The organism is Shewanella eurypsychrophilus (assembly GCF_007004545.3).
Classification (GTDB): Bacteria; Pseudomonadota; Gammaproteobacteria; order Enterobacterales; family Shewanellaceae; genus Shewanella; species Shewanella eurypsychrophilus.
In genome coordinates this window covers 2,367,443-2,380,891 of the sequence record NZ_CP045503.2, presented here as the reverse complement: position 1 = coordinate 2,380,891, position 13,449 = coordinate 2,367,443, and the positions used below count along the sequence as shown (strand labels likewise).

Annotated in this window: 9 protein-coding genes and 1 pseudogene; 6 read left to right on the top strand and 4 right to left on the bottom strand. The window is 43.9% G+C overall.

The annotated features are described in order from the left end of the window. Positions 1–211: 211 nt before the first annotated feature. Both FM038_RS10065 and FM038_RS10060 read left to right on the top strand, forming a co-directional pair. Complete coding sequence (locus FM038_RS10065; RefSeq protein WP_142870799.1) at positions 212–802, top strand: Maf family protein; 591 nt, start codon at positions 212–214, stop codon at positions 800–802. A gap of 302 nt (positions 803–1,104) precedes the next feature. Then, positions 1,105–2,460, top strand: a complete 1,356-nt coding sequence (locus tag FM038_RS10060; RefSeq protein WP_142870800.1) for a sensor domain-containing diguanylate cyclase — start codon at positions 1,105–1,107, stop codon at positions 2,458–2,460. A gap of 123 nt (positions 2,461–2,583) precedes the next feature. Here FM038_RS10060 and FM038_RS10055 read toward each other — a convergent pair whose 3' ends face one another. Next, the gene (locus tag FM038_RS10055; RefSeq protein ID WP_142870801.1) at positions 2,584–3,234 is read right to left on the bottom strand and encodes an HAD-IA family hydrolase; all 651 of its coding nucleotides are present in this window, start codon (positions 3,232–3,234) and stop codon (positions 2,584–2,586) included. Further along, positions 3,231–4,190 (bottom strand): 23S rRNA pseudouridine(955/2504/2580) synthase RluC, encoded by a 960-nt coding sequence (gene rluC / locus FM038_RS10050; RefSeq protein WP_142870802.1) that lies wholly within the window; start codon positions 4,188–4,190, stop codon positions 3,231–3,233. Before rluC ends, FM038_RS10055 begins: the two co-directional genes overlap by 4 nt. 588 nt (positions 4,191–4,778) lie before the next feature. Here rluC and rne point away from each other — a divergent pair. Both rne and FM038_RS10040 read left to right on the top strand, forming a co-directional pair. Further along, complete coding sequence (gene rne / locus FM038_RS10045) at positions 4,779–8,261, top strand: ribonuclease E (RefSeq protein WP_142870803.1); 3,483 nt, start codon at positions 4,779–4,781, stop codon at positions 8,259–8,261. A 131-nt stretch (positions 8,262–8,392) separates the two neighbouring features. Further along, entirely contained in the window at positions 8,393–9,949 is a 1,557-nt protein-coding gene (locus FM038_RS10040; RefSeq protein WP_142870804.1) for a SulP family inorganic anion transporter, read from the top strand. A gap of 58 nt (positions 9,950–10,007) precedes the next feature. Here FM038_RS10040 and FM038_RS10035 read toward each other — a convergent pair whose 3' ends face one another. Further along, positions 10,008–10,916, bottom strand: a complete 909-nt coding sequence (locus FM038_RS10035) for a bifunctional methionine sulfoxide reductase B/A protein (RefSeq protein WP_195873242.1) — start codon at positions 10,914–10,916, stop codon at positions 10,008–10,010. Positions 10,917–11,217: 301 nt separating this feature from the next. Here FM038_RS10035 and FM038_RS10030 point away from each other — a divergent pair, with 301 nt between their 5' ends. Beyond that, complete coding sequence (locus FM038_RS10030; RefSeq protein ID WP_142870805.1) at positions 11,218–12,057, top strand: isopenicillin N synthase family dioxygenase; 840 nt, start codon at positions 11,218–11,220, stop codon at positions 12,055–12,057. Positions 12,058–12,210: 153 nt separating this feature from the next. Further along, positions 12,211–13,149 (top strand): ribosome biogenesis GTPase YlqF, encoded by a 939-nt coding sequence (gene ylqF / locus FM038_RS10025; RefSeq protein ID WP_142870806.1) that lies wholly within the window; start codon positions 12,211–12,213, stop codon positions 13,147–13,149. 187 nt (positions 13,150–13,336) lie between these two features. Here ylqF and FM038_RS25430 read toward each other — a convergent pair. Then, a pseudogene (locus tag FM038_RS25430) lies at positions 13,337–13,432 on the bottom strand (arsenate reductase/protein-tyrosine-phosphatase family protein); the annotation flags it as partial. Positions 13,433–13,449 lie beyond the last annotated feature (17 nt).

The window sequence follows — 13,449 nt, the reverse complement described above, 5'->3', positions numbered from 1 at the left end:
AAGCAGCCGAGTTTACTCAAGTGCTTCATGCCTAAAATAGCAACGTTCACACACATTTTAGCGAAGAAAGTACCAAAGTGCGTGTTACCTAGACAATAACAAGGCTAAACTTCGGAGCTTAACCACTGAAACGGATTTATCAAACTTATTAGCGCAGTTATAAATAGCGTTGCAGTGAAGTCATCTTCAGCCCCTCAAGGACATCAATATCATGTCGACCCCCATCATCTTAGCGTCAACCTCTCAATACAGAAAACAGATCTTAGCCAAACTCGACTTTGCCTTCTCCTGTTGTGACCCACGAGTCGATGAAACCCACTTAGCCGATGAGTCACCTGCAGAGCTGGTAGTAAGGTTAGCTGAAGCTAAGTCTAGGGCTGGTGCACTGCAATATTCTCAAGGACTGGTTATTGGCTCAGATCAAGTCGCTGTGATCGATAATAAGATAATAGGCAAGCCTTTAAACCACGAGACCGCGGTAAAACAGCTGACGGCTTCGTCCGGTAAAGTCATCACCTTTTACACTGGAGTATCACTGCATAATATCGACTCTGGTCATAACGAAAGCCTTTGTGAAACCTTTAAGGTGCACTTCAGGCATTTATCTGCACAGCAAATCGAGAATTACCTGTCGAGAGAGCAGCCATACTACTGTGCAGGCAGTTTCAAGTGTGAAGGGCTAGGCATCACCCTATTTGAACGCTTAGAAGGAAAAGATCCCAACACCTTAATCGGTCTGCCCTTGATCACACTCACCGAGATGCTAACAAGACAAGGCTACGATGTTTTAGCCAATAAATAATCCCCAAATCAATACTAAGTAATGAACGGTTCAAGAAAAATTAGTTATTTAGTATTAGTCGTCTTCTCAATGGCTAAAAAAAGCTTGATAACGGGCCATAAATTGATATGAAAGTAGTGAGCTCTGGACCTATATTACCAAGGAAGTATTAAATTCTACCGGTTTACTCACGCCCAACCAGACAACCACTACACTTATAACTTCATAATAATAGGGATCAGCATCGAGTAGCTTGGCCTACTCGAGCATTTCACCTTGAGTCGACAAGGAGGTCTGACAATTATTTTTTGTGGGGATCGCTAATGACAGATATTGAAGAAGCTCTCGCGCTATTGGCCGCGCCGTGCACCGATGAACGGTTTTTCCAACGCGCCCTTAAAGCACTCGGTCTCGTCACTCAATGTCGCTGGGCTGCATTTGGACGACCCTCACATAAAGACGGTATCATGGAGATAGTGGCTTTTTGTGACTTAAAACATAATATTCCTGGTTTCGAGTTTGATCTCAAGGGCTCTCCATGTGAGTCCATCTACCAGCTCAAATACCCCAATTCCCATGTTCTTTACTCCTGTGATTTGCAAAAGACCTTCCCGACCTTTGCTTTAATAAAGAAACTCGGGGTTAGCAGTTATCAAGCCGAATTAATCCTCAATGACGATGGTACGCCGATTGGCCATATTCTCGTCATGGATACACTGCCACAAACAGAGACAATGAAATCCAGAGAGTTTTTCAGGTTACTCGCCCAGAGGATCGGCATCGAATATAAAAGATTGCTCATTGCTCGCGAACTGGATTTGCACAAGCAGATGATTGCCCACACAGAACAGTTGATGTCATTCGTTGACCGAAACTATCAATACCAAGTGATTTCAAAAGGCTATGAAAAAGTATTTAACCGAACAGCCAAGTCTCTCATAGGAAAGTCAGTCTCTGAGGTCCACGGAGAAACCATATTTAACGACCATTTAAAGCCCTTATTGGATAGGACACTGAAAGGAGAAACTATAACGGCACAAAGCTGGATCCACCCCCCTCACCTATCAGAACCCATTTACCTCAATATCCACCATAACCCCTATTATAATGAGAAAGATGAGGTCGTCGGTGTTATCGTCTCGGCACACAACATCACTGAGCTTCACCATGCCAATGAAAAGATCGCGCATTACGCCAATCATGATCCCTTAACAGGTTTATTGAATCGCAGAGCCTTGTTTGAGCAGATGGAACAAAAATTACAAGCACAAAGGAAAGGTCAACTACAGTTGGCGGTGATCTATCTCGATTTGGAAGGCTTCAGGCAGATAAACGATACCTATGGTCACCATCAGGGAGACAGCATTCTTAATGACGTCGCTAAACGTATTAAACAAGCGGCAAGCACACAGGAGTTGGTCGCGAGAATTGGAGGTGATGAATTTATCGTCTTAGCCAGCTTAGACTACGGCGCGAGTAAGGCTGATTATAAAGACAAATTAACGTCACGTTGCAAACAGTTTCTGACTGATTTGAGAATGACAATAGATATCGAGGGCAGGTGCTTACCCATATCTGCGAATATAGGCCATTATGTGGTTGAAGAGTGCAATATGGACCTGTCTTCTATCATTTCTCAGGCCGATAAAGATATGTACGACAATAAGAAGGTCCAATGACACCGTTTGCTTCACAACAAATCCCAGCAGACTGCTATAAAGCTTCCCTGAGCCTAAACAATGCTTAACGGTTCAGGGATTAACTCTTCGATGTCAAATTGTTTAGTGCTTACGTTTAAATGCTTAAGTGTTCAAGTGCTTGAGTAACTCAATGGGTGAACGGATCACAGCTTTAGGCTTAGCTTGACTCAATGTATCTCTATCATGGGCACCATAATCTACGCCAATGGCATCAATACCAGCATTATTTGCCATGTTAAGATCATGAATTGAATCCCCAATCATCACAGCTTTATCCGGTGAAACATCGAGTTCAATTAATAATTGTAAGAGCATCTCAGGACTCGGCTTACTTGCCGCTTCATCTGCACAGCGGCTTGCCACAAAATATCCACCAAGTTCTGTTGCGGTTAGCACTCGATCGAGTCCAACCCTTGCCTTACCTGTCGCCACGGCCAATTTATACCCAAGTCCATTAAGAGTCGTGAGCAAGTCTTCGACACCATCAAATAAGGGACTCGGTGTCTGATTTAGCGCTAAATATTGTTGACTATAAACCTCTTTCATTTCGGCTTGTAACTCGGCGCAGCCATCGGGATAAAGCGTACTGAGTGCTTCACCCATAGATAAGCCAATAATATCGCGTACCGCTTGCTCCGTTGGTATAGCCATATCCAAGGTCAGAGCAGTTTGCTGCATACAAGCCACAATTTTCCCCACTGAATCCATCAGGGTCCCATCCCAGTCAAAAATCACCAGTTCATACTGCTTCATACTTTCACCAATTTATCTAAAGTTTGAATGAGTACTGGATCGAGAGGCGCAGTGACAACCATGACTTCTTCTGTCCCTGGGTGAGTAAACCTAAGCTGGGCTGCATGCAGAAATAAACGATTTAAGCCAAGCACTCGCATGGCATCATCAAATTTCTGCTCACTGTATTTGTCATCACAGGCAATGGGATGTCCCGCGTATTGGCAATGCACTCGAATTTGGTGTGTTCTGCCCGTTACCGGACTCGCTTGAACGAGTGTCGCACCTTGATAGCGTTGCATTATTTTAAACCGAGTCTCACACTCTTTTCCCTCTTGATTAACCCGAACAATTCGCTCACCTGATTTTAGGGTTAATTTGAGTAATGGCGCTTTAATCGCCTTATCACGTGCTTGCCAGGTGCCTTTGACTAAAGCCTGGTAATCCTTTTGCATTTTTTTGAATCTAAGTTGATCATGAAGATGTCTAAGGGCACTGCGCTTTTTAGCAATAAGTAACACACCTGATGTGTCTTTATCCAATCGATGCACCAGCTCTAAAAATTTCTGAGTTGGTCTTAATGAACGCATAGCTTCAATCACCCCAAAATCGACACCACTGCCACCATGAACAGCAATTCCAGCAGGTTTGTTAAGAACTATGATTGATTTGTCTTCAAATACAATTCGCTCTTCAAGTTGCGACACTTTAGTCAACTTTGCAGAGGGACCTGGACGGTCAGATTTATCAGATACGCGCACAGGAGGTATACGAACAATATCACCGTCTTGTAGTTTGTATTCCGGCTTGATGCGTTTCTTATTAACCCTGACTTCACCTTTGCGTACGATCCGATAGATCATACTTTTGGGTACGCCCTTTAATTTAGTCAACAGATAATTATCAATTCTCTGCCCAAGATGATCTTCATCTATAGTGACTAATTGAACTTTTGGCTTAGGTGCTTCGCTATTCATGGTGAACCTTGTCTACATCAGGAAGCGCATTGTACATCAAGTAACAAGAATTTTATGCCTTTCCATTTGCTGAATTTATTGATTATTGCTATATTTCATCGGTGGTTGGGGATGGTTAGTGAATAAAATGTTCATAAAACCTCCAACCCTAACGCAAGAAGCAGAGAGTAAAATATTTCCATTTGTCGTAAATAACTAATTTACAAGCTGTTTTATGAGTATATGACCGAAAATATATGTTAACGGCTAAACAAAGCGAAAGGCCACAATACAAGGTGGTTTCTCTAAGAAATGCGTCCCAAATTCGAAGATTAATTTTAACTTATCATCAAACGAACTCAATTCGATTTTGGCATTACCGGAAAGTATTTAATAATTTATGGGGTTAGTTGTCGTTTAACAACGAATTCCTTGTTTTTGTAAAGACTAAAAAATAAGCCATAAATGGATGCGACACGCAGAGATTGCGTCTTACAGAAATGCGCACCTTGCCTAGACACTAGCCGTGAGGCTTTGTTACGAATGCTAGGCCCGTAATGCAACGAAATATGTCGTTTGATGACCTTATTTTAGAAGAAAAACGTCATCATGAAACGGATGTTAATTAATGCAACTCAATCTGAAGAGTTGCGCGTAGCCCTAGTTGATGGGCAACAGCTTTACGATCTTGATATAGAAAGTCCAGGTCATGAACAGAAGAAAGCCAATATTTACAAGGGTAAAATTACTCGTGTAGAGCCTTCACTTGAAGCAGCTTTTGTTGATTATGGTGCAGATCGCCATGGATTTTTACCTCTAAAGGAGATAGCTAGAGAATACTTCCCGAAAGGTTACTCTTTCCAAGGTCGCCCAAACATTAAAGAGGTGATTAAAGAAGGCCAGGAAGTTGTCATTCAAATTGATAAAGAGGAACGTGGCAATAAAGGCGCTGCATTAACCACTTTTATCAGTTTAGCTGGTTCTTACTTAGTCTTAATGCCTAATAATCCTCGCGCCGGTGGTATTTCTCGCCGTATCGAAGGTGACGAGCGCACAGAACTCAAGTCAGCTCTATCAGAACTTGAAGTCCCTAACGGCATGGGCTTAATTGTTCGTACCGCAGGTGTCGGAAAAGACTCTACAGAACTATCTTGGGATCTTAAAGTTCTTGAGCACCACTGGGCTGCAATTAAAGAAGCGGCTGAAAGTCGTCCAGCTCCTTTCCTTATTCACCAAGAAAGTAATGTCATTGTACGTGCTATTCGTGACTATTTACGCCGTGATGTAGGCGAAGTACTTATCGATCACCCACGTATTTTTGAAGAAGCTAAACTGCATGTCTCTTTAGTTCGTCCTGATTTTGTTGACAGAATCAAGCACTACGACGCTGAAGTACCCTTGTTTACTCATTATCAAATTGAAACTCAAATTGAATCAGCCTTCCAACGTGAAGTGCGTTTGCCTTCAGGTGGCTCGATAGTTATCGATCCAACAGAAGCATTAACATCAATTGATATCAACTCTGCCCGAGCAACAAAAGGCAGTGATATTGAAGAAACTGCGCTAAATACTAACCTTGAAGCAGCAGATGAGGTTGCCCGTCAATTACGTCTTCGTGATTTGGGTGGTCTTGTTGTCATAGATTTTATCGATATGACACCGGTTCGTAATCAACGTGAAGTTGAAAACAGAATGCGCGATGCCGTTCACCTAGATAGAGCTCGCGTTCAACTAGGTCGGATCTCTCGTTTTGGCTTGATGGAAATGTCACGACAACGTCTCAGACCTTCACTGGAAGAGTCTGCCGCGCACTTATGTCCACGTTGTCACGGTCAGGGTACTATTCGAGGAACGGAATCTCTCGCTCTATCTATTCTTCGCCTAATGGAAGAGGAAGCGATTAAAGAGAACACTTCGCAAATTGAAGCGATTGTTCCTGTTGATGTGGCAGCCTTCCTTCTCAATGAAAAACGCAAAGCTATCCGTATCACTGAGCAACGCCATGAAGTTGAAGTCTATGTGATCCCAGATCCGAATATGACAACTCCGGACTATCGCGTACTACGTCATCGTAAAGATGATCAAATCAGTGAATCAAGCTACAAACTACTGGAACAACCCGAAGCTAAGTTATACGAGCCAAGAAAACTTGAACGTGCAGCAACTCCGGAGCCTGCATTAAAAGGTTTTTCAACGCCAATTAAGACCGCTGAAGTAAAAACAGAAAAGAAAGTAGTCGTTGAAGCTAAAGTAAATGAAAAAGAGGAGCCAGGTTTAATCGCCAAGTTCTTCGCTGCGATTACCGGCCTATTCAAAACGGAAGAAAAGAAAGACGAAGCGCCAAAACCGCAAACGAGTTCGCGTAATAATCAGAACCGAAATAATCGTCGCCCTGCTCGCAAAAATGATTCTCGTCGTAATGACACTCGCCGTAACCGCGATGAAAAAGACCAAAGTCAGAGTCAGAGTAGCGAAAAAAATCCACGTAACAGCCGCAATAAACGTGCTGATTCGAATGACGAACGTTCAACTACTGATAAAAACGAACAAGGTAAACGTCAATCTCGCCAAGACAGTAAGCCGACGCGTTCTCGTCCAGCATCTCAAGATGCAGATGAACAGCCTAAGCAAGAAGTGGCTAGAGAGCGTCGTCAACGTAGAAATATGCGTAAAAAAGTGCGTATTGACAGCGAGCAGTCAAAAAATCTTGACGAACAAACTAATGAGACAGTAAAAGCTGACGTGGTTGTTGAAACCACTGCAGTGCAGACTAAAGAAGACAAAAACACTCGTCCGAAGCGTCAACCTCGCAAGCCGAGAGTAAAAGCCGAGTCTAAGTCTGATGATACCCAAGCGGTAAAAGTGACTGAAACTCTTGAGGCTCAGCCAATAGTTGAAGCTGTAAAGGTAGAGCAAGAGATACTAGGGGATGTTAACGCGGAACCTGTTACTCAAGACCAGGCATCTATAGCTGAATCAAGTGTTGAAACAATCAGTGCTGAAACAGAGTCTGGTGATGAAAAGCGCGAGCCTCGTGAAGGTCAACGTCGCAGTCGTCGCAGCCCTAGGCACCTTCGCGCCGCTGGCCAACGTCGTCGTCGTGAAGAAGATGATGGTGAAGTCGCTTCAGATGCCGCACCAGCTTTCATTCCTAATGAAACTGAAATGGAGTTTCAAGCTCAAGCGGCTGAAGAAGTGAGATCTGAAGTAGCACAAAAGCAAGCTGAAGTGAGCCATGCTAGTGTAGCTGCAGCAACACCTGCAAAAGTAGAAGCTCAGACTGCTTCTGCAGCACCAGCTAAGCCGGCTGCTCCTGTAGCGAGCAAGCCTGTTGTTGAAAAAGCCGAAGCACAAACAGCTTCAGCGGCACCAGCTAAGCCTGCAGCTCCTGTAGCGAGCAAGCCTGTTGTTGAAAAAGCCGAAGCACAAACAGCTTCAGCGGCGCCAGCTAAGCCTGCAACTCCAGTAGCGAGTAAGCCTGTTGTTGAAAAAGCCGAAGCACAAACAGCTTCAACGGTTCCAGCTAAGCCTGCAGCTCCTGTAGCGAGTAAGCCTGTTGCTGAAAAAGCCGAAGCTCAGACAGCTTCAGCGGCGCCAGCTAAGCCTGCAGCTCCTGTAGCGAGCAAGCCCGTTGTTGAAAAAGCCGAAGCTCAAACTGCTTCAGCGGCGCCAGCTAAGCCTGCAGCTCCTGTAGCGAGTAAGACCGTTGTTGAAAAGGCCGAAGCTCAAACTGCTTCTGCGGCGCCAGCTAAGCCTGCAGCTCCTGTAGCGAGCAAGCCCGTTGTTGAAAAAGCCGAAGCACAAACAGCTTCTGCAGCTCCAGCTAAGCCTACAACGCCGATAAAAACTGAAGCTCCAACTGAACCAGTCGTGTCGCCTAAAGCTGAAGTTGCGGTGAAACCAGCACCTAAAGCTACATCAGGTAGCCGCTTTGGTACTATGGTGACATCTGATATGACTAAGCCAGTCGTCGAAGTTAGAGATAACGTAGAGACCCCAGCAGGGCGTCAATATGAAGTATCGACTTCAGACGAGAAGACAGAGCAATCTAAAGTTGCCAACTCAGCAAACTCTGAAATGGCCCGTCCATAAGCTAGACTTAAGCTGATAGACAAAAAAGCCATGCCTTAGTGCATGGCTTTTTTATTTTATTACTGCGGATAATTTGTTAGTATTCGCGACCGCAACTTATTCCAAAACAACAATTTTATAACAGAGGCCAAATGTTCGATCTAATTCGTCACAAAACAGCCAGCAGCAAGGCTGATTTACTATCAGGCCTAACTGTTGCCCTCGCGCTTGTACCAGAAGCTGTCGCTTTTGCTTTTGTCGCCGGTGTCGATCCCATGGTTGGCCTCTATGCCGCCTTTATAATGGGTCTTATTACGGCACTTATTGGTGGCCGCCCAGGTATGATCTCTGGTGCAACGGGAGCCATGGCTGTCGTTATGGTCGCACTTGTCGCTGAGCACGGTGTCCAGTACCTCTTTGCCGCCGTTGTCCTAGCAGGCTTAATCCAAGTCACATTTGGTTTACTTAAACTCGGTAAATTTATTCGAATCGTGCCCTATCCTGTAATGATAGGTTTCGTCAATGGACTAGCCATTGTTATTTTCCTCGCTCAACTTGGCCAATTTAAAGTACCCGATATTAATGGCGTATTGACTTGGTTGCCTCAAAGTCAATTACTGCTAATGCTTGGGTTAGTTGCGCTAACTATGGCGATTATTCAATACTTACCAAAACTGACAACGGCGATCCCCTCTTCACTAGCAGCGATTGTCACTGTGACCTTGTTGGTGGTTTTCCTAGACTTGGACACAAGAACAGTATTGGATTTCTTAAAATCCATGAGTGGTGATGAAAATGCCACTATCGCTGGTAGCCTACCAACCTTCTCTATCCCTGCGGTAGAGTTCAGCCTTGCAACGCTTTATATCATTTTGCCCTTCTCGCTCATTCTTGCTGCAGTCGGTTTAATCGAATCTTTACTCACACTGACCGTTATCGATGAAATGACGAATAGCCGTGGTAAAGGTAATAAAGAATGTATTGGACAAGGCGTGGGTAACATCACCAGTGGTTTCTTCGGTGCCATGGGCGGTTGTGCCATGATTGGTCAGTCAATGATCAACATTAACTCTGGCGGACGTGGTCGTCTGTCAGGTGTTACCGCGGCCTTGACACTTCTTGGCTTTATTCTTTTCGGCTCTGCACTTATTGAGATGATCCCACTTGCAGCCCTTGTCGGGGTGATGTTTATGGTTGTCTTAGGCACCTTTGAATGGGCCAGCTTTAAGGTGATGCGTAAAGTACCTAAACATGATGCCTTCGTTATCATTCTTGTTACTGTCGTGACAGTATTCACCGATCTTGCATTTGCTGTCTTCGTGGGTGTGATTGTTTCTGCACTCGTGTTTGCTTGGGAGCATGCTAAGCATATTAATGTTGAGGTTAGTGAAGATGCAAATGGCTGGAAAGTGTATAAACTGAATGGTCCGCTTTTCTTCGGATCAGTGGCTGATTTCTTAGAGTTATTCCAATCCAATACAGATCCGGAAGATGTGATTGTTGATTTCCAACACTCAAGAGTTTGTGATCATTCTGCACTGGATGCCATCGACACACTCGCTGAACGATATGGCTCATCAGGTAAGAGATTACATCTTCGCCACCTGAGTAATGACTGTAAGCAACTTCTACACAAGGCTGGTGATTTAGTCGAAGTTAACCTTATTGAAGACCCTCATTACAAGATTGGCGATGATAAACTCGATTAATCTGTCGAATGTCAGATAAAAAAAGGCGAGCTAACTAGCTCGCCTTTTTTATTATATTTTACCGAGGTTTGAGCTTATCGCCAAAAGCGGCTCTCAACTTCTCTACTTTTGGCCTAATTACAATTTGGCAATAGGGCTGCTCACCATTATGCTCGAAATAATCATGATGGTGATTCTCTGCCCTATAGAAGGTGTTAAAACCGGAGATTTCGGTGACTATGGGTTTAGACCAGACTTTAGTCTGGGTTAGATCCTCTATCATCTGATTAGCAAGCTTGCTCTGCGCTTCATCATGGGCGAAGACTACAGAGCGATATTGTGGACCGACATCATGACCTTGCTGGTTCAAGGTGGTCGGATCATGACTCTGCCAGAACACTTCCAATAAATCCTTAAAGCTAATGACTTCCGGGTCAAATTCAATATGAACAACTTCTGCATGGGCCGTTACCCCCGAACAAACGGCTTGATAATTTGCGCTCGCCTCATCACCACCACAATATCCTGACTGAACCGAGATAACTCCGCTAAGTTGAGTAAATATAGCTTCGAAACACCAGAAACACCCCCCACCTAAAGTAGCAAACTGATGCTTGTTTAGTTCATCATCTTCAGACTTTGCCTTGAACACCATAGAGACCGAGTTAACGCAGTGGCGAATATTATTTTCGGTTAAATACTCTCCTTCAAACACATGACCCAGATGCGCATCACACTGAGCACAGACGATTTCGACTCTGTGACCGTCAGCATCGGCAACTCGTTTAACGGCTCCTTGGATCTCATCATCGAACGCTGGCCAGCCACAATGAGCATTAAACTTATGCTCAGATAGATACAGAGGGTTCTCACAACGTTTGCACACATAACTCCCCTGAGCATCATGCAGGTGGTACTCCCCGCTAAAAGGCCGTTCAGTACCCTTTTCTTCAATCACATGTCGTTCAAAATCGGTGAGTTCACGCATTCTTGTTACTCTTAATTCGTCGTGTAGATTAGACCAGAGTTCTTTATCATCTCTTTCAAATATAAACGACGCAAGACAAACTGTTATTTATTGTCTGTGGTGTGAATTTTCGCAAAATACTTTTCCACTCACTGTTCTCGCATATGTCACTATTTTAGCGTTATTATTCTCAACAACATTCAATGCTTACCTTTTAAGAAAACAATACCAGAGTGATATTCATCACACTTTATTGCCCCCTAGCCTTAGCCTAGATAAACTAACCTCGGGTTTATCTATTATAAAAGTTAAGAAGAAAGAGATGAAATTAGAAACAATCGATTATCAAGCATCTGATAGCGCAGCAAAATTCGTTCAATCATTAAGAGATACCGGCTTTGGCGTACTGGCTAATCATCCCATCGATAAGGCCTTAGTAGAAAAAATTTACACCGAGTGGCAAGCCTTCTTCAACAGTGAAGACAAGCATGACTTTCTATTTAAACCTGAAACCCAAGATGGCTTCTTTCCTGCTGAAGTCTCTGAAACGGCTAAGGGTCACACGGTTAAAGACATTAAAGAATATTTTCATGTTTATCCCTGGGGACGTATTCCCGAATCCTTGAAAGACAACATTTTAACTTACTATAAATGTGCAAATGAGCTTGCCGAGGAACTGCTTCAATGGATAGAAGAGCATTCACCCGAAGATGTTGCAGTAAATTACTCCATTGCCTTACCTAAAATGATCGAAGGCAGCCATAAGACTCTGCTGCGTATACTCCATTACCCAGGAATGACAGGAGATGAGGAAGTTGGTGCCATCCGCGCAGCGGCTCATGAAGATATCAACCTAATCACCCTATTACCTGCGGCTAATGAACCAGGGCTTCAAGTTAAAGGACAAGACGGCAAATGGATTGATGTGCCTTGTGACTTCGGTAACCTGATCATTAACATTGGTGACATGCTCCAAGAAGCATCCGCTGGCTACTTCCCATCTACCACACATAGAGTCATCAACCCCGAGGGAACAGATATGTCTAAGCCTAGGATCTCCTTGCCGCTATTCTTGCACCCAAAGCCTGAGGTTGTGCTCTCTAGCCGTTACACGGCAGACAGCTATCTTATGGAACGATTGAGAGAACTGGGTGTGATATAAAACACGGTTGTTATACCACGGCGTTTTATCCTAACCTTTTACCGTAACAACAAATAAGCGCCTAATGGCGCTTATACTTTTAATGACTTCAGTAGGAAATTTTTCCCTAACAGGGTAAAATCCCCCTATTGAAGTACATAGAAGAGTAACAAGATGGCTATTCAGTGGTACCCCGGACACATGCACAAGGCACAAAAAGAGATCGCAGAGGTGATGCCTCAAGTTGATCTTGTGATTGAAGTGCTCGATGCCCGTATTCCCTACAGCAGCGAAAACCCTATGGTATCAAGCCTTAGAGGGGATAAACCCTGTATAAAGTTGCTCAACAAATCTGATTTGGCCGATCCAGATGTCACGCAAGCTTGGATTGAATACCTTGAACGAGAGCAAGGCGTAAAAGCAATGGCTATTACTACCCTGCAACCATCTCAAGTGAAAAAACTTCCTGACTTGTTTCGTAAATTTGTGCCTAGTCGCGACAAAATTGAAAAAGATATTCGTACCATGATCATGGGGATCCCTAATGTGGGGAAATCCACCATCATCAACACACTTGCAGGACGAATGATTGCTAAGACAGGTAATGAACCGGCGGTAACAAAAGTACAACAGCGTATCAATTTACGTAATGGCATTGTGCTTTCTGATACACCTGGGATTTTATGGCCTAAAGTGGATAATGAAAAAAGTAGTTATCGTTTAGCGGTCACTGGAGCGATTAAAGATACGGCGATGGAATATGAAGATGTCGCCATGTTTGCTGCAGAGTACTTTTTAAAGGCCTACCCAGAAGCCATTGCCGAACGCTATAAGCTTGATTCACTACCCGATACCGATATCGAGCTATTAGAGGCCATTGGCCGTAAACGTGGCGCACTGCGTCCTGGTGGCCGAATCGATCTGCACAAGGCTTCTGAGTTAGTGTTGCATGAATATCGTTCGGGAAAGATGGGATTACTCTCTCTAGAAACGCCTGAAATGATTGAAATAGAAAAAGTCGAAGTCGCAAAACTTGTCGCTGAAAAAGAAGCGAAGAAGGAAGCCAGAAAAGAGAAAGAAGCTTTAAAGCGTGCGGGTAAAAGATATAAGTAAGCTACTAGGACCTAGACTCTAGGTCCTAAATTCACTCCACTTTATTTCGATTCATTTATCTTTGTTTATTTTCTCTATTAAGTTATCACAACTTTGTTCAATCAAATCGAGTACAAGCTCAAAACCATTGCCAGCACCATAATATGGATCGGGTACCATTTACTCGAGATCTGACTCAATAAAACTCAGCTTGAGCCGCTTTATGGCGAAATATAGCTTCTCCCGTTGGTGAGCGACAGATGTTGCCCATACATACAAAAAGGACGGAGTTGACTGGTTTCATTTCAAACAACCTTCAAG

What these genes read in the sequence shown, in the direction of transcription:
- FM038_RS10055 (WP_142870801.1), bottom strand. Translation starts at nt 3,234, where the DNA reads ATGAAGCAGTATGAACTGGTGATTTTTGACTGGGATGGGACCCTGATG.
- FM038_RS10040 (WP_142870804.1), top strand. Translation starts at nt 8,393, where the DNA reads ATGTTCGATCTAATTCGTCACAAAACAGCCAGCAGCAAGGCTGATTTA.
- FM038_RS10035 (WP_195873242.1), bottom strand. Translation starts at nt 10,916, where the DNA reads ATGCGTGAACTCACCGATTTTGAACGACATGTGATTGAAGAAAAGGGT.
- ylqF (WP_142870806.1), top strand. Translation starts at nt 12,211, where the DNA reads ATGGCTATTCAGTGGTACCCCGGACACATGCACAAGGCACAAAAAGAG.
- rne (WP_142870803.1), top strand. Translation starts at nt 4,779, where the DNA reads ATGAAACGGATGTTAATTAATGCAACTCAATCTGAAGAGTTGCGCGTA.
- FM038_RS10065 (WP_142870799.1), top strand. Translation starts at nt 212, where the DNA reads ATGTCGACCCCCATCATCTTAGCGTCAACCTCTCAATACAGAAAACAG.
- FM038_RS10060 (WP_142870800.1), top strand. Translation starts at nt 1,105, where the DNA reads ATGACAGATATTGAAGAAGCTCTCGCGCTATTGGCCGCGCCGTGCACC.
- rluC (WP_142870802.1), bottom strand. Translation starts at nt 4,190, where the DNA reads ATGAATAGCGAAGCACCTAAGCCAAAAGTTCAATTAGTCACTATAGAT.
- FM038_RS10030 (WP_142870805.1), top strand. Translation starts at nt 11,218, where the DNA reads ATGAAATTAGAAACAATCGATTATCAAGCATCTGATAGCGCAGCAAAA.